The 23,435-nt window shown below is 42.5% G+C and carries 17 protein-coding genes; 4 read left to right on the top strand and 13 right to left on the bottom strand.

Features of this window, described 5'->3' with window-relative positions:
- Positions 1–188: 188 nt before the first annotated feature.
- On the top strand, positions 189–1,379 hold the full coding sequence (locus L1070_RS09580; protein WP_070986809.1) for a class I SAM-dependent methyltransferase: 1,191 nt from the start codon (positions 189–191) through the stop codon (positions 1,377–1,379).
- 93 nt (positions 1,380–1,472) lie between these two features.
- Here the strand turns inward: L1070_RS09580 and L1070_RS09585 are convergent, their stop codons facing one another.
- From L1070_RS09585 to pgi, 12 genes are all read right to left on the bottom strand, one after another.
- Positions 1,473–1,763, bottom strand: a complete 291-nt coding sequence (locus tag L1070_RS09585; RefSeq protein ID WP_237125392.1) for a PilZ domain-containing protein — start codon at positions 1,761–1,763, stop codon at positions 1,473–1,475.
- A 10-nt stretch (positions 1,764–1,773) separates the two neighbouring features.
- A complete protein-coding gene (locus tag L1070_RS09590) occupies positions 1,774–2,157 on the bottom strand; it encodes a response regulator (RefSeq protein WP_070986943.1) in 384 nt (127 codons plus the stop codon).
- An 88-nt stretch (positions 2,158–2,245) separates the two neighbouring features.
- A complete protein-coding gene (gene hrpA, locus L1070_RS09595; RefSeq protein ID WP_237125393.1) occupies positions 2,246–6,130 on the bottom strand; it encodes an ATP-dependent RNA helicase HrpA in 3,885 nt (1,294 codons plus the stop codon).
- A gap of 195 nt (positions 6,131–6,325) precedes the next feature.
- Positions 6,326–6,598 carry a hypothetical protein gene (locus L1070_RS09600; RefSeq protein ID WP_237125394.1) on the bottom strand — a complete coding sequence of 91 codons (273 nt, stop codon included), beginning with the start codon at positions 6,596–6,598 and terminating at the stop codon, positions 6,326–6,328.
- 241 nt (positions 6,599–6,839) lie between these two features.
- Entirely contained in the window at positions 6,840–7,268 is a 429-nt protein-coding gene (locus L1070_RS09605) for a CBS domain-containing protein (RefSeq protein WP_070986805.1), read from the bottom strand.
- A 69-nt stretch (positions 7,269–7,337) separates the two neighbouring features.
- Entirely contained in the window at positions 7,338–8,372 is a 1,035-nt protein-coding gene (locus L1070_RS09610; RefSeq protein WP_237125395.1) for an isoaspartyl peptidase/L-asparaginase, read from the bottom strand.
- A gap of 144 nt (positions 8,373–8,516) precedes the next feature.
- Positions 8,517–9,221, bottom strand: coding sequence for a SapC family protein (locus tag L1070_RS09615; RefSeq protein ID WP_070986803.1), 705 nt, complete (start codon positions 9,219–9,221; stop codon positions 8,517–8,519).
- Positions 9,222–9,482: 261 nt separating this feature from the next.
- Positions 9,483–11,006 carry a tryptophan halogenase family protein gene (locus L1070_RS09620; RefSeq protein ID WP_237125396.1) on the bottom strand — a complete coding sequence of 508 codons (1,524 nt, stop codon included), beginning with the start codon at positions 11,004–11,006 and terminating at the stop codon, positions 9,483–9,485.
- Positions 11,007–11,063: 57 nt separating this feature from the next.
- Entirely contained in the window at positions 11,064–13,718 is a 2,655-nt protein-coding gene (locus L1070_RS09625) for a TonB-dependent receptor (protein ID WP_237125397.1), read from the bottom strand.
- Between the two features lie 608 nt (positions 13,719–14,326).
- Positions 14,327–15,034, bottom strand: a complete 708-nt coding sequence (pgl, locus tag L1070_RS09630) for a 6-phosphogluconolactonase (RefSeq protein ID WP_237125398.1) — start codon at positions 15,032–15,034, stop codon at positions 14,327–14,329.
- Positions 15,034–16,506 (bottom strand): glucose-6-phosphate dehydrogenase, encoded by a 1,473-nt coding sequence (gene zwf / locus L1070_RS09635; protein ID WP_070986799.1) that lies wholly within the window; start codon positions 16,504–16,506, stop codon positions 15,034–15,036. The genes pgl and zwf overlap by 1 nt, the downstream gene beginning before the upstream one ends.
- 359 nt (positions 16,507–16,865) lie before the next feature.
- Positions 16,866–18,506, bottom strand: coding sequence for a glucose-6-phosphate isomerase (gene pgi / locus L1070_RS09640; protein ID WP_237125399.1), 1,641 nt, complete (start codon positions 18,504–18,506; stop codon positions 16,866–16,868).
- A 300-nt stretch (positions 18,507–18,806) separates the two neighbouring features.
- Between pgi and L1070_RS09645 the strand changes: the two genes are divergently transcribed.
- Positions 18,807–19,841: a LacI family DNA-binding transcriptional regulator gene (locus L1070_RS09645; RefSeq protein WP_070986797.1), complete on the top strand. Its 1,035-nt coding sequence runs from the start codon at positions 18,807–18,809 to the stop codon at positions 19,839–19,841.
- Positions 19,842–19,847: 6 nt separating this feature from the next.
- Here the strand turns inward: L1070_RS09645 and L1070_RS09650 are convergent, their stop codons facing one another.
- Entirely contained in the window at positions 19,848–20,930 is a 1,083-nt protein-coding gene (locus tag L1070_RS09650) for an AI-2E family transporter (protein ID WP_237125400.1), read from the bottom strand.
- A gap of 377 nt (positions 20,931–21,307) precedes the next feature.
- Between L1070_RS09650 and L1070_RS09655 the strand changes: the two genes are divergently transcribed.
- Complete coding sequence (locus L1070_RS09655; RefSeq protein ID WP_070986794.1) at positions 21,308–21,973, top strand: hypothetical protein; 666 nt, start codon at positions 21,308–21,310, stop codon at positions 21,971–21,973.
- Between the two features lies 1 nt (position 21,974).
- The gene (locus L1070_RS09660) at positions 21,975–23,429 is read left to right on the top strand and encodes a M48 family metalloprotease (RefSeq protein ID WP_237125401.1); all 1,455 of its coding nucleotides are present in this window, start codon (positions 21,975–21,977) and stop codon (positions 23,427–23,429) included.
- Positions 23,430–23,435 lie beyond the last annotated feature (6 nt).

A 23,435-nucleotide genomic window follows, 5' to 3' on the forward strand; every position in this document is an offset into this window, starting at 1 on the left:
ACATTCTCTTATGACTTTTATAAATTTATTAGCGGATTCTCAGTTCAATTGATGACGTACATAGCCACAATTCATAACCCACAATTTAACAGCTCAAGGCCCTAGCTGGCCAATATTAATAGGTTAAGATTGTATGTTGGCATGCCCTTCACTAAAATGGCAAGCATTCTATTGAGTAAGGAATTTTTATGTCTTGTGCCCTGTATTTACAGCCCGGTCGAGAAAAGTCGCTAAAACGTAAGCACCCGTGGATTTTCTCTAAAGCAATCAAGAAAATAAAGGGCAAACCAGCCTTAGGTGATACGGTCACCATTTATACCCATGATGGGCAATATCTTGCAACTGCGGCTTATAGTCCAGATTCACAAATTCGTGCCCGCGTGTGGAGTTTTGATCAGAACGAGCAGATTGACACCGAGTTTTTTGTCAAAAGGCTACGTCGTGCGCTGGATGCTCGCCAACAGACCATTGAAGAGGGTGGATTAACAGGATTTCGACTAAGTGCAGCGGAATCTGATGGCTTACCAGGAATTACCATTGATAAATTCGACAACTATATAGTGTGTCAATTGCTCAGTGCAGGTGCTGAACGTCATAAAGGTGACTTACTTATGGCACTGAGAGAGCTATTTCCTGATTGCTACATTTATGAACGTTCAGATGTCGATGTGCGTAAAAAAGAAGGCCTAGAAAAAACCACGGGCGCACTATGGGGTGATGCACCTGCAGAACCTGTACTCATTGAAGAGAATGGCTTGAAAATTGAGGTTGATATCATCAATGGCCATAAAACAGGGTTCTATCTTGATCAAAGAGACAGTCGCGCGGCATTAGAGCGCTTTGTTAAAGGCAAAACGGTCCTGAACTGTTTCTGTTACACTGGCACATTTGGCTTGTACGCGCTACGCGGAGGTTGTGACAAGGTTATTAATGTCGATGTCTCTCAACCTGCGCTGGATACCGCTAAGCGCAATGTCGAACACAATAATCTAGACCTCTCAAAAGCAGAATTTGTTAAGCAAGATGTCTTTAAGCTGCTCAGGCAGTATCGCGACGAAGGTCGTCAGTTCGACACAATTGTCATGGACCCACCAAAATTCGCCGAAAGTAAAGCTCAGCTCACTGGTGCATGTCGTGGCTATAAAGACATAAACATGATAGCGATGCAAATCCTCAAGCCCGGCGGAACGTTATTAACCTTCTCATGCTCTGGCCTTATGGAACAAAACCTGTTTCAAAAGGTGGTAGCGGATGCGGCCCTCGATGCTGGCAAAGAACTACTGATTATGGAGCGTCTAAATCAAGCGGCAGATCACCCGATTTCAGGCAACTATCCAGAAGGATTTTATCTTAAAGGGTTAATCTGTAAGGTGTATTAGCGGATAATTAACCCCATTTAAGGTTAATTGCATTTGCTAAAGGTGTGCTTGCACACCTTTAGCATCGTGACCAAAGCTAAGCTGTTCTGAACATCAGTTAAACTGAGTGATTTCCAAGCCTAATATATACTGACCATCTTGCTCTTGCGCACAACGTACTACGTTGGCATGAGCATTCAATGGTGGGATAGCTGTGCTGGACGAGTTAATGTGTACTTCCATCATGGTATTCGGTTCAACAGGCTCACTGACTTCTATCGACAACCCAGTTGCACTTAGGTCATGGCATTTACCTTCAAACGTCAAGCCCGTTTCTAGTATTGTTAATCTGGCCCTTGCATTAACCATCATACGCATGAATCTGCGCTTATCCTCATGCAACATCGCTGTCCCCTTATACCATTGATTTTAGTTTTTCTAATAAGGATTGGATGGCAAAAGGCTTTATCACATAAGCATCACAACCGGCTTCGTAGCCCGCTTGTTGCTCTTGCTCTGACTCTAAGCCTGATACCATCACAACAGGAATATCTTTCGTTTCTGGAGTATTTTTCAACATACGACATGTGTCATACCCGTCAAGGCCTGGCATACACACGTCAAGCAAGATTGCATCAGGCTTATGAGCTATCGCGTTGGATAAACAACTCTTTCCTGAGTCTGCATAACTAAGCTTAAACGCATCAGATAAAGCCATGCTGAGCATTTCATAGTTAAAATATTCATCATCAACCACAAGTACATGCGGTGTGTTATTCCCTTTTTTGCGAGTGGACATAGTTGATGTCACTTCCTTTTCAAAATCCAAAAACTTTTCCTTCTAATAAGGTAATTGGCTTAGAGTAAATTGCAAGCTAATTAAGCAATTATTCGCAGTCTCTCAGTGCATTCATCACCCGCTTGGCAGAGATGGGATAAGGCGTACCGAGTGTTTGTGCAAACAGTGAAACCCTAAGCTCCTGCTGCATCCAAAAGATACTCTGTATATTATCAGGCAAAGGATGTCCTTTTGGAATACGTGCGACCACTTTCTGATACGCCTGTGCAACCTTTTCCAGTTCAAGTACACATAAACGATCACGATTTGGATCAACTGGTAGCTTTTCTAGTCGTTTTTCTATCGCTTTCATATAGCGTAACAAATCAGGCAGCTTAGCTGCGCCATGTTCACTTACGAAGCCTTTGAAAACCAGCGCCTCTAGCTGTGACTTGATATCGCCATGAGCTGTTATCATGGTTAAATCTACCCTTCCTTTCATACGCTTATTAATAGCATGTGCGATACTTAATACTTGTTCAACTTGTGTAGCAATTTGCACCACCGTATCACCGAGTTCACCACGAATACGCTCCTTTGCTTGCTCAAAACTATGCTCATCTCGAATATCAACGTCTTTGGCTAGTAGCAAGTCAACGCCTGCGGCAATACAGTCGTCTATCAGGTCTTGTACTTTTCCAAATGGGTTAAAATACAGGCCTAGCTTGGCTTTGTTTGGTAAATGTTGTTGCAAATATTTGATAGGCGAAGGCACATTGAGTAACACCAGTCGGCGTATCCCTTTTTGGTGCGCAGCTGAAGCTTTAATAGGACTATCAAATAACTCGATTGCTGTGGTCGCCTTTTTGTCTACTAACGCGGGGAACGCCTTAATTTCGTAGTTACCTTGTTTTTTAGTATATTCTTTGGGTAGCTCACCAAATTGCCACTGGGTAATTTCTTGGCGTTCAATGCCTGCTTCTGCGACTTGAGAAAGCGTATCCGATACACGGCCTTGCAATTTGTCTTTCAAAGCTTGTAAATCAAACCCATGGGCAATAACCTTGCCATCATCCCCCATCACTTGAAATTGTATTTTTAAATGCGGTTCCAGAACGTTTAGATCCCAGTCCTCAGGTTCAACTTTTACCCCAGTCATGCGTAAAAGTCGCATTGCCAAGGCATCAAGCAATGTCCCTTGCATTGGCTCTACCGCTGCGAGCACCGCGTCCGCATAGTTTGGAGCTGGCACAAAATTACGACGCAGATTCTTGGGCAAACTTTTAATCAAGCCACAGATTAACTCATGTCTAAAGGCAGGCACATGCCAGTCAAATCCCTGCTCATCAACTTGGTTTAACAATGCTAAGGGTATATTAACCATTACGCCATCTACGGCTTGCCCTGGCTCAAAGTGATACTCTAGCGGCAACATTAGGTTGCCTTGATGCCATACGTCTGGATAATCAAACTCTGTGATTTGCTGCGCATCGTGTTGCATCAGCTGCTCACGACTCATATGCAAAAAGCGTTTATCTTTTTGCTTTTGACCTTTCCACCAATGGTTGAAACCTGCACGTGTGCAAACATCCTTCGCAATGCGCTGATCATAAAACTCAAATAAGGTTTGCTCATCGACGAGAATATCGCGGCGTCGTGCCTTTTGTTCCAGTACATGAATGTCATCAATTAAAGACTGGTTATGCTGTAGAAAAGCTTCGTTTTGACCGAGCTGCTGTGCCACCAGCGCCTCTTTAATGAACAATTCACGACACAGTACAGGCTCAATTTGACTATACACGGTGCGCTTACGCGCAACGATGATCAACCCAAACAGCGTTTGCTGTTCAAAAGCGATGATACAACCTGGTTTCTTCTCCCAATGTGGTTCGCTAAAACTACGCTTAACCACATGCTGCGCCAAAGGCGCTATCCAATTAACATCAATCTTGGCATTGACCCTTGCATATAGCTTACTCGTTTCAACCAGTTCTGCCGACATTAGCCATTTCGGGCTTTTCTTAAATAAACTAGAGCCTGGGAATATATGAAACTGACTGTTGCGCGCACCTTTGTAATGTTGTTTTTCATCTTTAGCACCAATGTGGCTGAGCATGCCACTGAGTAAGGCTTGGTGCACATTATCCAAATCAGCTGGGTTGTCGCTCAATTGCATGTTCATTTCTTCGCAGATGGTGCTCAGCTGGTAAACGATGTCTTGCCATTCACGAATGCGCATGTAGGCAAGAAAGTCTTTCTGACATAGTTTACGAAACTGTGCACGCGTGAGTGCTTCTTGTTGCTGTTCGATGTAGTACCATAAGTTTAAAAATGCCGCAAAGTCTGAGTCTGGATGTTCAAACCGTGCATGCTTTTCATCCGCCGCTCCGCGTTTTTCCTGTGGCCTTTCTCGAGGATCCTGGATAGACAGCGCAGCGACTATGACGATAACTTCACGTAATGCGCCCAATTTGTCTGCAGTAAATACCATCTTCGCTAAACGAGGGTCAATGGGGAGACGACTGAGCGTGCGTCCAGATTGGGTTAATTTGGTACTTTGACGACGCTTGCTCGGGTGCACCGCCTCAAGCTCTTCAAGCAAAGCAATGCCGTCATTTATATTGCGGCTGTCAGGCGCTTGTACAAAAGGAAATTGGGTGATATCACCCAGTCCCAAGCCTAACATTTGCAAAATAACTGAGGCTAAGTTGGTACGCAAGATCTCTGGGTCTGTAAACTCTGGCCTAGAAAGAAAGTCCTCTTCAGAGTACAGGCGAATACAGATCCCCGCCTCTACACGACCACATCGACCTTTTCTTTGATTTGCACTGGCCTGAGAAATCGCCTCAATGGGTAATCTCTGTACCTTTGTTCGATAACTATAGCGACTAATTCTGGCAGTGCCTGGGTCAATAACATATCTGATACCGGGCACAGTAAGTGATGTTTCTGCCACATTGGTTGACAAAACAATACGACGCTGACTATGTGGTGCGAAGATACGATTTTGCTCAGCATTTGATAAACGTGCATACAAAGGCAATACTTCTACTCCCTTGAGATTGCGCTTATCGAGTGCCTCTGCTGTATCTCTAATTTCCCGTTCACCATTCATAAAAATGAGAATGTCACCAGGGCCTTCTGCACATAGCTCGTCAACTGCATCAAAAATGCCCTGTAGCTGATCACTCTGCGCTTCGCTATCATCAGACGCTGTATCGAGAATTGGTCTATATCTCACTTCAACAGGATACGTTCGGCCCGATACTTCGATGATAGGTGCATTGTTGAAATGCTTAGAAAAACGCTCAGGGTCGATGGTTGCCGATGTGATGATCACTTTTAGATCTGGACGTTTAGGCAACAGGTTCTTTAAGTAACCCAGAATAAAGTCAATGTTCAGACTACGTTCGTGTGCCTCATCAATAATGATAGTATCATATTGATTCAAATAACGATCTTGTTGTATTTCTGCAAGTAAAATACCATCCGTCATCAGCTTAACGTAGGTATTGTCTGACACTTGATCGCTAAAACGGATTTTAAAGCCAACCTGCTTACCTAACTCACATTCAAGTTCTTCTGCAATACGATTGGCAACACTTCTCGCTGCTAACCTTCTTGGTTGCGTATGGCCGATATAGCCATCAACGCCTCTACCTAGTTCCAAACATATTTTAGGTAACTGTGTGGTTTTGCCTGAGCCTGTTTCACCGGCAACAATCACCACCTGATGTTGTTCAATTGCGGCTTTGATTTCGTCTTTTTTCTGGCTAACCGGAAGCAACTCTGGGTAGCTAACTTTAGGAAGTCGCTCTGTGCGTTGCACTTTTAGCGATTGGCTTTTAAGAATCGCTTCTTCAATTGAAGCAACCACTTTGCTTTGCTTGTTTGCATCTGTGATTTTATTCGCACCATGCAAACGTTTTTTAATGAGAAACTGATCTTTCTTGAGACAAGACTTTAGCTCAGCAAACAGTGGTCCTACACTCACTACACATTACCTATCATCGTAAATTGAAGAGCGCGTAGTGTATCAAAAACCAATCTCTGAGCCTATGCTCTAGTAGTAATATTCTATCGACGAGCATACAAACGCTTTGGGTATTCTATCAGGATAAAGCCCCCAAGGAGAAAGGTCCGGTTTGAAAAGATGCGCCCATATCTGCCAACGCTATCTATCGCAGCCTCAGTCACTCCATAGATGGCCAGCACATGTTGATTCTTGAATGCCCAAACGGCATGAGCCAAGGGATAAACTGACTCTTGACACTGCACACATGACAGCGTGATTGACCAAACGTTGGTATGGTCCCTGCCCATCTTTAATTACAACACCAATAAATACTCCAGCCGCGATCTGCACAGGTTCGTTGGCAGGCACAGACAAAGCAACAGAAGTAACCCAACCAAAAAACGCTAAAATGGGTTTTGATTTTGACCATATTTGACAATCGCGCATGACGCGCTCGTAATTTCATAGACCCAACGGTTTGGGTATAACAGCTAAGGATGTTCAACAAAAATAATTCGCTTATCCTAACTAACTCCTATTTAATAGTTTTATGATAGTTGTATGTATGAGAAAAATACTGTGTAGATCAAACGCTCAAATATAGCAGGCTACCTTTGAGCGTCTTTTATGCACAAACGAAAGTAAAAGAGATAGGAACTCGTTCTATTTTTGTTATTTACAATAATTTTTAAACGTACCTATGCCCAGACAGATACGTATCGTGAAGATGTTTGTCGAGTGCTAACAGTACATTGGCGCGACTGATTACACCAAGTAGACGTCCTTCATCATCAATGACAGGGTACAGTTTGGGCTTATTAATTGTCATTTTATCTGCTATTTGTACAATGCTGTCTTCAGGCTTTACGCACACGGGATTGGCCGTCATTACGTCTCCCACCACGCTGTGAGATTCATTTTGATAGGTTGCTTCGAGCATTTTTCTAAGGCAGTCTTGTTCCGATAGAAAACCCACTACTCGCTTATTTGAGTCAATCACCGGCCCGCCTGGCTGACCACTTTGTAACAGCTTCTCAACTGCTAATTCAACTCTCATTTCTACAGAAAAGGTAACGGGGCGATGATTTAAATAGTCAGCCACTTTTATTGATTGCATAATTATTTGCTCCATATGAAAACGCCAGCATTTTAACTATAGCTGGCGTGCATGGAATTGCCTGTTTTTTCAATCCTTTTTAAAGATCCCCACATAGGTTGGCTGAACGTGTGACTTGCTCGCACGATACATGCCTTTCGTGTTAAATGGCATGCTGATATTTCCTTTACTATCAACAATGATGACACCGCCAGTACCACCGATAGGCGCAAGCACATTGTGAATAACATCATTGCCTGCATCAGAAATTGATTGTTCTTGATACTGTACACGCGCACAAATATCACTGGCGACACTGTAACGAATAAAGTACTCGCCGTGACCCGTTGCCGATACAGCGCAAGAGCGATTATCAGCAAATGTACCCGCGCCGATTACTGGAGAATCTCCAATACGTCCAAAACGCTTCGCCGTCATTCCTCCAGTTGAGGTTCCTGCTGCCAAGTTACCTTGTTTATCTAATGCAACAGCGCCAACAGTCCCCATCTTATACTCTTCGGGCAAGCCACGATGTGCGGCTTGGTAAGACGAACTCTGCTTTTGGGCAGCATCAAGCTTTTGTTTTGCTTTATGTAGCGCTTCGAGACGGTGCGGGGTATCAAAATAACTGTTTTCTACAAACGTAAAGCCTTGCTGCTTGGCAAATTGTTCCGCCCCTTGCCCACTGAGCATCACATGTACAGAGTCAGTCATCACTTTTCGGGCTAAGTTTATTGGATTTTTAATATGCTTAACGCCTGCTACTGCCCCTGCTTGTCGGTCTCTTCCATCCATAATGGAGGCATCTAATTCATGTTGTTCATCATAGGTATACACTGCCCCCTTTCCAGCATTAAAAAACTCTGAATCCTCCAATATATTTATCGCGGCAGTGATAGCATCGAGGCTTTCTCCTCCCGCTTCTAGGACCGCGTAGCCTGCTTCAACCGCTTCTTTAAGTTTGGCTCTGTATGCCTCCTCTTGCTGTGCATTAAAACGGCTTTTGTCTATGGTTCCTGCGCCGCCATGTATGGCGATAGCAATCGGCTTAGTTTGTGCCAAAGCTTGGCTACTCGTACCTAACAAAAGCCCACACATTGCGATCAATATAGCTCTATTTCTCATTATTTTTCTCCACCATAAAAACCCAACATGCAGCGCACAAACCTCACTTGCAATTAAACGCGATTAACTGCACTCGATTTGATGTCGACAGGCATAAAAAAAGCACCCTTAGGTGCTTTTTCTACGATATCACTTACTAAATGATTATGCTTGCTTTGCTTTTAAACGCGCTAAACGTGCAACTTGGTGTGTTGACGTTAAGAATGCAAAGATTGGTGCTAAGTAGCCACGCTTGCGCAGCTCTAGGTACTCTTCATCGCTCAATTCGTTTAGTTTACGCTCATCGATAAGGTAAATACCGTTGATGTCTTTCTTCTCGCCTTTGATTTCCACTGTTAATGTTTGTGGGATCAAAAGTTCTTTGTCAGCAAGGTATTGAGTGAAAGTCTCAGTAACACGAGAAAACTCGATAAAGTTTACTAACGCTTCTTTACGACGTGTTAGGTACTCAGTCTCTTTACCATCTTCGAACAATGCATTACCTTGCTCTTCACCAACGAGTGAGCTTGCTTCGTCGATAACAATACCGAACTGTTCGCCATCTGGATGCTTAACCAAACCAAACGGGTAACGAGTAACCGCTAATGGCGCAAAACCTGCTGTCCACTTGCCATCTTCAACAAATAAGTTCTCACCAGGTTCTAAACCGAACATAGCAACAGCTTGAAATTTGTCAGTTTCGTTATTTTTTACAAACGCCATTGGGAATTCAGTTGCAACGCGTGCGAACTCGTGTGCAACGACTGGGATTAAGTGCTGTGATTTAAGAAACTCAACATTGATGCCATTTTGTACTTTAGTGTTGGCATGTTTCTCGTTGTGTAAAGGCTGCACTTGTTGCTCCGCCATAATACTACTCCATTCATTTACGTAATTATTACTTTTGTGGCCCTAAGGCTAAAGGTTTTAGGCACAAATTGGAAGTGAAAACTCACATATAATTGGCCCTGCTTTTGTAAACCTAAAACAACTTTTCAGCGCCCAACACACAACTACTTATATAACAGCTCATTATGTTAAAGCCGCGTGTCTTTAGGTATACGAAGTCAAAATACCATTGAGGCAATTTATCTGATAGCCACCACTTTGGTATCGTCGCTGTGACACAATTTATTCACCATGTATCTTTTGATAAGCCGTTTTCAATGATTCAAGCCATTGACGATGATTTAGTAACTGCATTTTTGCGCTATTAATCATCTGAGTATTTTGCGCCAATAACTGTTCACTCATTTGCTTTTCTGTATCAGAGAGTTCTTTTAATTCAGTTTTGAACTCCATGCCATATAGGACATACAAAAAATTCTTGTGATCAAACAAATCAAAACGGCTGAAAAAATCAGATTGAGTTGGCACTCGAAATTTAAACTTGTCTAAGCGTTGTTTAAGCTCTGTAGAGCTCGCCAGCATATCTCTATTTTCTTGCCAAAAGTCAGAGTCTATTCTATCTGAAATACAATAATGGAGCTTGATGAAGTCGGTTGTTCTTTCCCACACATACCTCATCACATCGTTGAAATATGTGCTCATCGCGTTACTTTCTTCAATAGTTTTAGGAAAGTTTTTAGCGAGCAATTCGCCACAAAAGTCCGTCAATAAGATGGATGTTGCTTCTAAAGGCTCAACAAACCCTTGTGCTAAACCAAATGATACACAGTTTTTGTGCCAACACAGCTCTCTAAAACCCACTTTCATATCCAGCTTGCGCACGCTCAGTTCTGCTACTGGAATATTTAGATAATCCGCGTAACTGGCTTTTGCCTCATCTTCGCTCATATATTTGCTCGCATATACAAACCCAGTGCCGCGGCGAGTTGTCAAAGGTATGTCCCATATCCACCCAGCTTTATGTGCGGTTGCGGTGGTATACGGTGGCAACTGCTCATCTTTCTCAAGGGGAATTTGCTTAACTAATGCAGTGTCTACCAACAGTTCGTCGCTTTTATCCACAAAGGGAATTTTAAGCACTTTGTCAGTCAGTAATGCCCTAAAGCCACTACAATCTAAATAAAAATCAAACTCCAGTTGCTCACCTTGCTCATCAATAAGGCTCACTATATTTCCATGTTCGTCACATGTCGCGTCAACTATTGTGGCAAATTGATGCTTTACGGAAAATTTTTCTTTCGCATTACAAGCCAACAAGGCAGCAAATTTTGCAGCATCAAAGTGATATGCATACGCCAGACACCCCTGATACTCAGTGTCGCTTTTCCTTTTTGGTGCTAACCCAAGTTCACAGATTCGCGCCTGAATACCCACATTTTCAAATTTGATCTGCTTACTGAGTAAATAGTTTGTTATGTCATAACCTTGCGCGAAGGGCTCATCAAATGGGTGGTAATAATAGTTGGCACCATGTACATCAGGATTTAGCCAATCAACAAACTTAATTCCCTGCTTAAACGTTGCGTCGCACTTAACAAGAAACTCAGCCTCGGAGATACCAAAGCGCTTAAGGCTATTTTGAATGTAAGGTACGGTCCCTTCGCCGACACCAATTGAGTCAATCGTCGCAGATTCAATAACTGTGATTTGGATATCACCATGATGACTCAGAGCGTGACCTATGTGATTGGCGCACAACCAACCCGCTGTGCCACCCCCAAGGATTGCAATACGTTTAATTTTCATATTCTTACCCACAAAAAAAGCCCAGCTACGCTGGGCTTTTACAGTTCACTTACTGAATTAGTAACGGAAGCTAACACCTAGCTTATAAGTCGTTTCACCACGGAAAGACCAAGTAGGGAAGTTGTCTTTTAATGCCGCCTTAACGTCACTGTTCACGCCAGCTGCACCGTATTGAACATCATCTTCCTCGGTAAGGTTAACGATTTCTAGTGTTGCTGTGATGTTCTCCGTTGCGTTCCAACCAAGTGTAACATCTAAAGTACCAAAGTCATCATGCATACGGTTACCGTAGTAGTAGCCATATTCACGGATCATGTACTCTGAACGCCAGTTGTATGCAGCACGAGCTGAAAACTCGTCATTTTCCCAGTAACCAACCAAGTTAGCACTGTGCTTTGACGACTCGGTAAACAAGCTCAAGTTATCTGTGTAAACTTCCGCAGGTGCTGCTGCGTCTGTATATGTATAGTTAGCATTTACACCAAAGCCATTATCAAACGCGTGGTTGATCTGAAATTCAATACCTTCGATTTCACCGCCGCCTGCGTTTTTATAGTTATTCACAGTCCATGTATCAGCTGGCTCAGGAATATCGTTGTTAATAACACCAATCTGTTGATCAAACTGTGTTGTGGCAACGATAAAGTTACTGATGTCTTTGATGAAGTATGTTGCTGAAACTAAGTTACCATCGCCATAGTAATATTCTAGGCTCAAGTCGGCTTGTGACGACTTCATCGGTTTTAGTGCTGGGTTACCGTATGTGATCTGCTCGTTGAAGTCACGGTCATCAGGGTAACCACTTGAGCTAGATAGGAATAATGTATCGTAGTTTGGACGCGTAATCGCTTGGCCCGCTGAGAAACGTAAGATCATGTCAGGAGAAAGGTCAAACGACACGTTAACACTTGGTAATACGTCGCTATACTCACCTTCTACAGATTTAACTGCACTGCTCCAACCTGCGTTTACCGCTAAATTGTCTGCTGGTGTATTATCAATAACGTGACCGCTTGAAGTTACATCAGTGCTAATATAACGAACACCGAAGTTACCGCGAATACCATCAGCATCAAAACCAAACATGGCGTATGCTGAGAAGTTATCTTCTTCGATTTTGCCATATGCTGGACGGCTGTAAACGAACTCATCAACCAAAGAAATTGTGCTGTTGATCATAGCATCTAAGTTTGCTTTAGGAATTGTCCAACCGTCATAACCTAGTGGCATAGTTCCGCTGTATAAGTCTTCTGTATTGAAAACGTTTCTATCAGCAACATCATCAACGTATACCGCACGATATTCTGACTTTACAAACTCGTGATCAGTAACACGCACACCTGCTTCAAACTTGTTGATTGCACCCAAGTCTAAATCTAAATCAAGGTCGATTTGAGCATAAGTTTCTTCATCTGAGTTAGGACCTTTAATGCCTGTCCACGTAGATGTGCCAACAGTGCTATCTAACTGATCACGTGTGAAGCCCATATCACGGCCATTTACTTTGATCTGTTTGCCTTGTGCGTCAACGGTACCTGCCCACTTCACTTCATGGAATTTATCACCCCACCAGCCATAACCAAAGTTTGCACTCATTTGAGTACCACCTTCAGCTTTCGTGTTACCTGCAACCGCGCTGATCACGTAACCATCACCTTCATACTTCGCGTTTAGTTCGAAAGTATCTGAAGTCATCTCACCTTTACGTGCCCAGTTTTGGAAGAAAATACGAGATGCTTGCTCTTCAGGAGTAACACTTAACGTACATACGCCTGCGCCATTGAATTTTTGACAGAACGAATCACCTTCACCCCAATCGGTATCGGTATTGATGTACATGTTTGCACCAATACTGTCAGCACCTAGTTCCAAGGTCATAACATGCGCGCCAACTTCAAAGCGATCGTTAGGACGATATTGCAATGTTGCATCAATTGCTGTGCGCTCTTGGTCTTGTAAGAAGCTTGAAGGCTGAATTGAAGAACGTAGACCCCAGTCTAAGTCAGCTTCTGTACCTTGGCGTAAATACTCACGGTCTACATACGCACCGGACACCAAAATACCAAATGTTTCATCTTCATTCTTCCAGCTATAAAGTGCTGAAAGATCTGGTGCAACATTTTCGTTCAATGAACCATATTCACCTTTTACAGACGCGAAAATTGTATTTGCTTCCAAATCTAATGGCTTACGAGTTTTAACGATAACCGTACCGCCAATACCGCCTTCAACAATATTCGCTTGCGTCGATTTGTACACTTCCATACCGCCGATAAGTTCAGCTGGAAGCATTGAGTAGTTGAATGAGCGGTCGATGTTCAGCTGATCATACCAACCTGTTGAAGCAACGTTTTGGCCATTTAGCGTTGTCAATGTCATGCGAGGATCAGTACCACGAATAGATACAGAACCACCTTGACCAAATGAACGACCAACGGTGATACCAGGTACACGACCTAAAGCTTGACCTACATCTGAGTCAGGAAATTTACCGATATCTTCTGCAGTTACCGCATCAACAACGGCATTTGAAAAACGCTTTGCATTGATGTTGGCTTTATTTGAGGCGCGAAGACCACGCACTTCAATAACTTCAACGTCTTCTTTTACTTGGTTTTCATCAGCAGCATAAGCCATGCCTGATACGCTTGCACTTAGTACAAGTCCGACATTAACTGCTAGTAAGCTCTTTTTAAAATTATTAGCTAACACAGGATTCCCCTTGAATCATTTTGTTGGATTTTTTATCACTTCTGCCCAGTGATGATGACAACGCTGTCATCTAATAACAAACCATACACCGTAAATTACAAATCCGCTACATCTTTTTTGCCGAATTAATCAAAAAATATTCAACAATAAATTTAAGTGACTGATTTAAAATAATATTAATTTATCTTTGTTATGCTTTGTTACAAATTCTGGATAGAATATAGCATGAAAAAGTATATTTTAGGGACAAAAATATTTCTTTTAGACTGGATCATAATCTTTTCGTAGTTTTTTATAACTATGAAGAATAGTTGAGTTCGCGCAACGAAACTTTGGCAGAAGTGTTCAAGGGTAACAACACGCAAAATGACAACGCTGTCATTATAATTTTTCATGCCTTAAATGTCTAGGCTAATCTCCCAGAAAAGCACGATTCTCACTGACTTTTCGGTGGTTAATTCTAAATTGTAGGAACTTGCGTCTGCAAAACGCTACCTGCGGAATGTATTTGGGATAAGCTGATGAGATGTTAAATGTTGATTTGCAATTAAAAATAGCAAGGCATTGTATATCAATGCCTTGGATGATTTATTTTACTGATTTGAAGCTCAAGGGCACCAGAAAACTGTAAGGTTAATATCTGAATGATTTAGAACTGCTCGTAGCGGAATATCTAGCTCTGAACCTGGTTGCTTAGCAAGCTCATACATGGCTCGCTTTTCGTCCCCACTGATCAGTAAAACTGCCTGTTGAGAGTTAGCAATTCCATTTAAAGTCAAAGTCATACGCTCAATGATGCTACCTGTAACTTCACTTTGTTTAGCGTTGATAGCACACACAGTATCGCTTGTGTTTAGACCATGCTCCAGCCCATCAGCGTGTGGAAACAAAGACGCAGTGTGACCATCAGGACCCATGCCCAAAATAGTTACATCTGCCTTACCAAGTGCGCGGTAAGCTTGTTCACACTCCGCCTGGCCTGCCTGCGCCGTTGTAGCAGAATTTTTCATGGTGACAAAATTAGCTTTTGCCCCATACTCTTGTAACAACGTCGACTTGATAAACGCTTCGTTAGATTTTTCGTGACTGGCGTCAACCCAACGTTCATCGACCATAGCCACAGAAATCTTATCCCATGCAAGAGGGAGCTGCGACAAGTGCCGATAAGCTGGTGCAGGAGAAGAGCCACCCGACACCATAAGAACAGCATTACCTTTTTGCTCAATTCCTGCCACAAGGCCAGCTTCGAGTAAGCTCGCCAAAGCATTGCTAAGTTCTTCTTTTGATTCAAAGAATCGTTCTGTTATTTGCGCCATTAAACTTGCTCTCCAACATTGAACCAGGTGTGATTGTTTTCTTGCAACAACTCATCTGCGTCTTCAGGTCCCCAAGAACCCGCACGATAAAGTGCCGGAGTCCCTTTACTTTGCCAACGTTCAATAATCGGGTCAATCCATTGCCAAGCCTGACGAACTTCATCACGGTGAATAAATAAAGCTGGATTGTTCGCCGCTGCATCTAGCATTAAGCGTTTATACGCGTCTGAGTGGAAGCTTGAACCATACTGTTCACTAAGCTCAATATTCAGTGTAACCGGTTGCAATTCCATGTTCAGATTATCCATACGCTTAGACATCAGCGTAAGTTGAATTGTCTCTTCAGGTTGCAAGCGAATAACAAGGCGGTTCGGTTGAATCGGTCCAACAGACTCGTCATACACATTATGCGACACAGGTTTATATTCAACGACAATTTCCGCACAACGCTTTTTCATACGTTTACCTGTTCTTAGGTAAAATGGTACGCCAGCCCAACGCCAGTTATCGATATGGGCACGAATCGCTACGTAAGTTTCTGTTTTACTTGACCCCTCACCTAGCTCTTCCAAGTAACCTGGCACTAGCTTACCACTGAGCTCACCCGGTACGTATTGGCCACGTACGATATTGTTATCTACTTGCTCATCAACAAGCGGACGAAGCGCCTCAAGTACTTTCAACTTTTCGGCACGAATACTGTTTGCGTTTAGCTTGTGTGGAGATTCCATCGCGACTAAACATAGCAACTGTAGCAAGTGATTTTGCACCATGTCTCGCAGTGCGCCCGCTTTGTCATAAAAACCAGCTCTAGATTCTAGCCCAACGGTTTCTGAGATACTAATTTGAATATTATCAATCGACTTGGCGTCCCATAAGTTCTCAAATAGTGCATTAGAGAACCTTAACGCCATTAAATTTTGTACGGTTTCTTTACCTAAGTAATGGTCAATACGGAAAATCTGTTCTTCGGCAAAGTATTGTGCAATCTTGCCGTTTATTTCTTCCGCTGACTCGCCACAATAACCAATAGGCTTTTCAACCACCACTCGAGATGTTGCGGTAATCAGCTTTTTCTTTGACAAAATTTCACAGCAAGTGCCATACACCGCAGGCGGAAGTGACAAATAGAAAACTCGAGATTTATCTTCAGCATCTTGCTGTAAAATCACGCGTAGTTCATCCCAGTGTCCATCAGGTTCGGTAACATTAATAACGACTGGTACTAAGTACTGTGAAAACGCTTTCCAGTCACGGTTATTAAACTCCCCTTCGCCTAGGAATGACTTAAGAGCCTGTTGTGCCGTTTCGATATATTCTTGTTTTTTACTTTCTTCTCGAACAGTCGGCAAAATACGAGAGCCTTCAGGTAGATTACCTTCTTGATATGCGCGATACATTGCAGGCAATAACTTGCGTAGTGCTAGATCTCCGCCCCCACCAAAAATTACAATATCAAAAGGATTAAGCATAAATTACTCTCTACAAGGTTAAGCGCAGCAAAACAGTCCTGTTCACTGTCTGCGCATTTATTGTTAATGTCCGGTCATGCCATCTTCCTAGCCTACCAGAACATCCGCTTTTTAGCGGTAATGAATTCGATTGTAACAGTTCAAATGCTATGTCAGGCGGCAATCATTTAAGCTAACTAAATTACCTCATCAGAAGTGGCTGATGAAGAAATGCTCAGCCTGATAAATGAGCCTTAGGGGCACTGTAATTCCTCTCACAAAAATACAGGCCCTAAGAACTCCAGCGCTACCCGTTCAAAGGTATATTTTTCACATTAAGTGAACTGGTTGCTTTCATAGTGAAAGCGAATTTATTTCAATTATCTATTGTTTTTATAATATGCAATCAAACCAGCTGTCGAACTATCGTGAGGGTTACTTACCCCTTCTTTTGTCAACTCAGCCTCAATAGCCGAAGCTAAACCTTTTCCAAGCTCCACACCCCATTGGTCGAATGAGCAAATCTGTAACAGTATGCCCTGACAGAAGATTTTATGTTCGTACAATGCTATAAGACGACCTATAGCTTTAGCATCTACTACATCTAGCAATATTGATGTCGTTGGCCTATTGCCCTGATGTATCTTATGAGCAAGTAATTGCTCAATCTCTTGCTCAGATTTACCTTTGGCAGCTAAATCAGCACGAACTTGCTGTTCATCCACACCTGCCATCATGGCTTCTGTTTGGGCAAAAAAGTTTGACAATAAAATATCGTGGTGCTGACCAACTTCTACCTGCGGCTTAAGTGATGCGATAAAGTCCGCTGGTACTATCGTGTTGCCTTGGTGCAAATACTGATAAAAAGCATGTTGACCATTAATTCCGGTCATTCCCCAGATCAACGGGACTGTTGTATATGGCACAGTCTCACCAGCGAAGGTAACATGTTTGCCGTTACTCTCCATTTCGCCTTGTTGTAAATACGCAGGTAGCATATGTAGCGCTTGATCATAAGGTAAAATCGCCTGTGCGGTATACCCTAAAAAGCTTGTATTCCATACACTTAACAAAGCCATGATCAGCGGAATGTTTTTATCGAAAGAAGCGTGTTTGAAGTGTTCATCAACCTCAAATGCACCTTCTAGCACTTCGAGGAATCGCTCAAAGCCTACATACAAAGCAATTGGCAAGCCAATCGCGCTCCACAGCGAGAAACGACCGCCAACCCAATCCCACATGGTAAACACGTTTTCATCCGCAATCCCGAATTCACGGGTCTTTTCAAGGTTCGTGCTCACTGCGACAAAGTGCTTTGCAATTGCTTCTTGACTCTGCGCATGGCGCAAAAACCACTTCACTGCCGAGCGTGCGTTGGTCATTGTCTCTGAGGTAGTAAACGTTTTTGAGGAAATTACAAACATCGTTGTTTCTGGGTTTAAGTTATTTAACACCCCAGCTAACTGCACACCATCTACGTTTGAAACATAGTGTACGTTAAGCGTATCATCAGCATAATTTTTCAACGCCTCGGTAACCATTTGAGGACCTAGATTAGATCCCCCCACGCCAATGGCAACAACGTCTTTTACTGACTTTTTCGTATACCCTAACCATTGGCCACCACGCACTTTCTCAGTAAATGCCTTCATTTTCGCCAACTCAGCGTTAACCAAAGGCATGATATCTTCACCTTCAACCATAATTGGTGAATTGGATCTATTTCTAAGTGCCACATGTAACACTGCTCGCTGCTCTGTGAAGTTTATTTTTTCTCCACTGAACATTTTACTGCGCCAGGTTGCTATATCAGTCTGTTCTGCTAGCGAAATAAGTTGAGAAAATACCTCTTCATCAATAAGTTGCTTTGAGTAATCGAATAAAACACCAGGAATTTGAGATGAAAACTTGGCAAAACGCGCCTGATCTTGTGCAAACAAGGTTTTTAAATGCTGTTGCTTTAATTTTGTTGCTGAATGCTCTAAAGCTTTCCAACTACTCAATTCGCTGCGGCAACCCATACTTATTCCCCTACATACAAAACAAACTCATCGACTAGCTTAAAAGGCTGTTTCGACAAGCAAAAGATTATCTTCAGCGTTTACAATATGCCAGAATGACAACGCTGTCAATTATCTAATTTCCAATTCTACAATGTGGATAATAACGCAATTTTACATTTTTGACACCGGTATCATTCATTTATTTGTTATATTTGTACTGCTATTTTTGTTTTAGATTAGATAGACTAAGCTACTCACATGATCATTTAATGAATTTTGAGCGAACTACAATGCTCTCGTACATAAAAGAACAAGAAAATGAAAGTCACCATCAATGATGTCGCTAAGTTAGCCGGTGTTTCAATGAAGACCGTCTCACGGGTGATCAATAAAGAACCTTCGGTTCGTAAAAAAACCTATGATTTAGTAATGAGTGCAGTTAATGAGTTGAACTATCAACCAAATATTGCTGCACGAAATCTGGCTGGCACTTCCTCATTTGCTATCGGGCTCGTGTACGACAACCCCAACGCATATTATGTGATAGACATGCAAAATGGTGTGCTCTCTCGTTGTAAAGATGAAGGCTATGAATTGGTCATTCATCCTTGTAGCTACCATGACGATAATATGCAGGACGAATTCAAGACTATGATCAAACGCTCTCGTCTTGCTGGCCTTGTACTTACCCCACCTCTATCAGAGCAACAAAGTATTATTGATCTGCTTGACGAGTTAGGCGTACAGTATGTGCGACTACTTTCTGGTCGTGAAAGTGATATTTTGGAGCGCAACAACTGCATTTTAGTGAATGACTTCGCCGCGGCATATGAGATCACCGAACACTTGATTTCGTTGGGGCACAAACGTATTGCTTTCGTACTGGGTGATAAGGAGCATAAATCGACGTCAGAACGACTGGCTGGATATCATCAAGCTTTGAAAGATTATAATATTGAACCTTGCAAAGATCTTTTATATGAAGGGAGCTATTCATTCGAATCAGGTGTAAATGGCGCTAAAGAGCTGTTAAAAGATGGCAACCCCAAGATGATCACAGCCATTTTAGGTGGTAACGATGAAGTCGCAGCTGGCGCATTGTTTGCGGCTAGGCTGATGAATATTGACATCCCATCAGAGCTTTCGATCACAGGGTTCGAAGACTCCCCCTTCTCCCGTCAAACTTGGCCAAAGCTAACCACTGCACATCAGGCCAATGATGTAATTTCTGAACATGCTGCAAGACTGTTGTTTAGCAAAGCAAGGGGCTCAAGAAAGCAAGACAAAGATATCAAAACTACTTTTACACCAAATATAGTGATACGAGAAAGTACCGGACCTGCTAAATTGTAAAAGGCACTATATAGTGCCTTTTCCTTCTTGATGTGAACCGTCACGCTCGTTTGACCAAGCGTTAGCCAGTGCTTTGACCAATGAAGCAAGTGGGATAGCAAAAAATACACCCCAAAACCCCCACAATCCGCCAAAGAATAGCACTGCGACAATAATATACACGGGATTAAGGTCAACAGCTTCAGAAAAGAGTAATGGTACCAAAACGTTCCCATCCAAAGCTTGTATGATGCCATAGACAATAATCACGGTCCAAAACTGTGCCTCAACGCCAAATTGGAACATAGCAACGGCTGCAACAGGAATTGTAACCAAAGCAGCACCTACAAATGGAATAAGCACAGACAAACCAACCAGCGCGCCCAATAAGGCAGAATAGCGCAAATCTAATATTGAAAAAGCAATAAAACTTGCACCGCCAACAATCCCAATTTCAAACACTTTGCCACGAATATAGTTCATAATTTGATGGTCCATCTCAGACCATACTTGGCTAATTAAACGTCTTTCTCTTGGTATCAAGCTTTCAATTCCGCTCATCAGGACCACTTTATCCTTGAGCATAAAGAACACTAACAAAGGTACAAGAATAAGGTAAATAAGCCACGCCACTGCGTCTTTTAAAGACGTTAAAGATACCGACACCAACATTTGTCCCAGCTCAAAAGCTTTTGCCTCAACACCTATCACTAAAGTACGTACTTGCTCCTGTGAGATAAGCGCAGGGTAATCTTCAGGCAGATGTAACAAAAACGCCTTACCTTGCTCAATCATATGTGGGCTTTCTTGTAGTAAGTTGCTCAGTTGATGCCAAAGCACTGGAACGATGCCGAGCAACATAGCAAGACACAGTCCAACAAATAGTAAAATAACCAATGTGGTTGCCAGCACCCTATTGGGCACCATACGCTGTAACCTTGTGACTGGCCAGTCTAACAAATACGCAATTACCAGAGCGACAAGCACTGGCACAACGAAAGGTCCAAAAAAATATAGTACGGCAACAGATGCTATCAACAACAACAGTAGCGTAACGGAATGAGGATCGGAAAATTTATTTTTGTACCAAGCTTTTACTAAGTCAAACATGGTTAATGCTAACCTCTATGGATGGCTGAGCACCGTTATAGTGCACGTATAAATATTGATGTTGCTTTAAGTAACGAACTATATCATTAATATCTTGTTCTTGATGATAATAAAATTGAACTATAGAGTCTGTTTGTTGTGCTTGGCGTAAATGCCATTTAAACTGTACAAACAATTGAGGACACTGATATGCGGATAGGTCCACCTTTACTAGAGTCTTCGCGCCCACCTTTTAAACTCCCTACTGGATCCCGTCCATTGCTACAAACCCATATGTTAGCACTAAGCTAAATCAACTTAAAAGCCTTATACTATGGCCTGACATCAAACAATGGTTTATTCTTTTAAGTAGAAATAGAATCGGAGTACTGCTTGCCATGTCTAGAGCAAATAGCAAGGCTATCTTGCCTGCCAACCCAACTCTCAAAGAAATAAATTGGTATAAAAAGCAGATTAATTGGGGTGAACTTCCCCCTTTCTATCATATGGTTGCTTCATCAATTAGTGAAACAGAAGGGATATTGCATCATGGCTTTGACAATGCGGTCAAACGAGTACTTGATAGACGCAATTGGAACTTGGAACTGTTGGGTGGTTATGAAGATGATCACGGCGTAATTTTTTGCGATGACAAACCTAAAGTATCTTTACATCAAGTATTTACAGAGAGGGGCTTTGAACTTTGGGCCTTTCCCGTTGCAAAAAATGTAAAGGTTGATAAATACATGAGAGATAACCGCTTTCTTGGCTTTAACATATGGGATCCACATAGCATGAAGGGCTTACTCAGAATCAACCAACTACATAAATTTATTGGATTTTATTTTGAACGTGGTGACTCTGCTGACAAAGCACTCATACTTCATGCACATAAAGCCGTGCACAAAGTTATTAGTTTTTTGCAAGCAGAATTGAACATCACCTCCGTAGATGGGGTCACAATAAAAGATTTTTATTTAATGTGTGAAAAAGAAAACCGTACCAGCAGCGATGAATATGATCTCGCGCGCCTCAAGTACGGTGACGGTCTTAAGAAGGAATAATATGCAATTAACTTCCCTGGTTCGTGCCGCAGTTGCAACGGCGATTCTGATTGCAAGCCACGCCAGTCACGGACAAAGTGCCTTAAAGTTACCTGACTTAGGCACTTCTGCACTGCAAGTTCTGCCACTAGAAAAAGAACAAGCCATCGGCGATGTCATGATGATGCAAATCAGAAGTCAATCGCCGCTTGTACAAGACCCAGTACTCGATGAGTATTTAACCAGCTTAGGCAATAAGCTTGTAGCCAATGCCAATGACGTGCGTTTTCCATTTTCTTTCTTTTGGATCAATAATCAGGCGATTAACGCTTTTGCTTTTTACGGTGGTCATGTTGGCGTTCATACCGGTTTGATAGCGCAAGCAGATAATGAATCTCAACTGGCGTCTGTTTTAGGCCATGAAATTGCCCACGTTACACAGCGCCACCTTGCCAGACGCATACAACAGGCCAAAGATAACAACGCACTTACACTGGCAGGCATGATAGCGGGTATATTAACCACCGTGGTTGCACCCGATGCGGGCATGGCAATCTTGGCTGCTAACTCAACGCAAGCACAATTAAGTCAATTGACCCATAGCAGAAAGGCCGAACAAGAAGCAGATAGGTTTGGGATGCAAACTTTGTATGAGGCAGGTTTTGACCCATCTCAAGCAAGTGAGTTCTTGTCAAAACTTTCAGCACAAGTGCGTTATCAAACAAAACCTCCCACATTCTTGCTTACCCACCCCTTACCTGATTCTCGGGTTTCAGATGTCAGGCTCAGAGCGCAACAATTTGCGCCTCGTTATGTTCCTACCAGCCTTAAGTTTGATCTTGCAAAAAGTCGTGTACTTGCACGCTATCAATACAAAAGTGAGGACGCTCAAGCATATTTCGAAAATCAGTTGCGCCTCAAAGCGACGGAGATGAGTAAACAGGCCTTGGAGTATGGGCTAGCACTTGCGTTGTTAGATCAAAACAAATTGGAGCTGGCACAAGATTTGTTAGACAAACTACTTAAACATGATGAAAACAACCTATTTTACCTAGATGCCTACACTGATTTACTGATTGCGCAAAAAAAGCCAGAACAAGCTACTAAATTACTACAGTTGAAGTACGAATTTCGGCCCAACAACCAAGTACTGACTCTCAACTTAGCCAATGCTGCGATTGAAGCTAAACAGTTTGATACTGCAGAAAAAGTTCTCAAGCTATTTTTACTCGACAAGCCACAGAGTACGCTAGCAAAAGATTTACTCAGTAAGGTCTATAAGGAACAAGATAACAAAGCAGCCTATCACGAAATGTATGCCAGTTTACTGGCCCAGTATGGCGCTTACATCAAAGCAGCAGATGAAATTCAGCGAGCATTGAACCATATAAATGAGCAAGAAACAGTCAAAGAAGCTCGACTCAAAGCACTGTTAAGCCAATATCGGCAGATGCAAAAAGAACTCGCTAAGCTTTAAGTCACA

Source organism: Pseudoalteromonas sp. MMG022, assembly GCF_021654245.1.
Lineage (GTDB): Bacteria > Pseudomonadota > Gammaproteobacteria > Enterobacterales > Alteromonadaceae > Pseudoalteromonas > Pseudoalteromonas amylolytica.

Bases quoted from the DNA above. Each gene is read 5' to 3' on its own strand.
- L1070_RS09660 (WP_237125401.1), top strand. From the start codon at position 21,975: ATGCAATTAACTTCCCTGGTTCGTGCCGCAGTTGCAACGGCGATTCTG.
- L1070_RS09610 (WP_237125395.1), bottom strand. From the start codon at position 8,372: ATGAGAAATAGAGCTATATTGATCGCAATGTGTGGGCTTTTGTTAGGT.
- pgi (WP_237125399.1), bottom strand. From the start codon at position 18,506: ATGGGTTGCCGCAGCGAATTGAGTAGTTGGAAAGCTTTAGAGCATTCA.
- L1070_RS09650 (WP_237125400.1), bottom strand. From the start codon at position 20,930: ATGTTTGACTTAGTAAAAGCTTGGTACAAAAATAAATTTTCCGATCCT.
- L1070_RS09605 (WP_070986805.1), bottom strand. From the start codon at position 7,268: ATGCAATCAATAAAAGTGGCTGACTATTTAAATCATCGCCCCGTTACC.
- L1070_RS09585 (WP_237125392.1), bottom strand. From the start codon at position 1,763: ATGTTGCATGAGGATAAGCGCAGATTCATGCGTATGATGGTTAATGCA.
- L1070_RS09655 (WP_070986794.1), top strand. From the start codon at position 21,308: ATGTCTAGAGCAAATAGCAAGGCTATCTTGCCTGCCAACCCAACTCTC.
- L1070_RS09620 (WP_237125396.1), bottom strand. From the start codon at position 11,006: ATGAAAATTAAACGTATTGCAATCCTTGGGGGTGGCACAGCGGGTTGG.
- L1070_RS09615 (WP_070986803.1), bottom strand. From the start codon at position 9,221: ATGGCGGAGCAACAAGTGCAGCCTTTACACAACGAGAAACATGCCAAC.
- L1070_RS09580 (WP_070986809.1), top strand. From the start codon at position 189: ATGTCTTGTGCCCTGTATTTACAGCCCGGTCGAGAAAAGTCGCTAAAA.
- pgl (WP_237125398.1), bottom strand. From the start codon at position 15,034: ATGGCGCAAATAACAGAACGATTCTTTGAATCAAAAGAAGAACTTAGC.
- L1070_RS09645 (WP_070986797.1), top strand. From the start codon at position 18,807: ATGAAAGTCACCATCAATGATGTCGCTAAGTTAGCCGGTGTTTCAATG.
- zwf (WP_070986799.1), bottom strand. From the start codon at position 16,506: ATGCTTAATCCTTTTGATATTGTAATTTTTGGTGGGGGCGGAGATCTA.
- L1070_RS09600 (WP_237125394.1), bottom strand. From the start codon at position 6,598: ATGCGCGATTGTCAAATATGGTCAAAATCAAAACCCATTTTAGCGTTT.
- L1070_RS09590 (WP_070986943.1), bottom strand. From the start codon at position 2,157: ATGTCCACTCGCAAAAAAGGGAATAACACACCGCATGTACTTGTGGTT.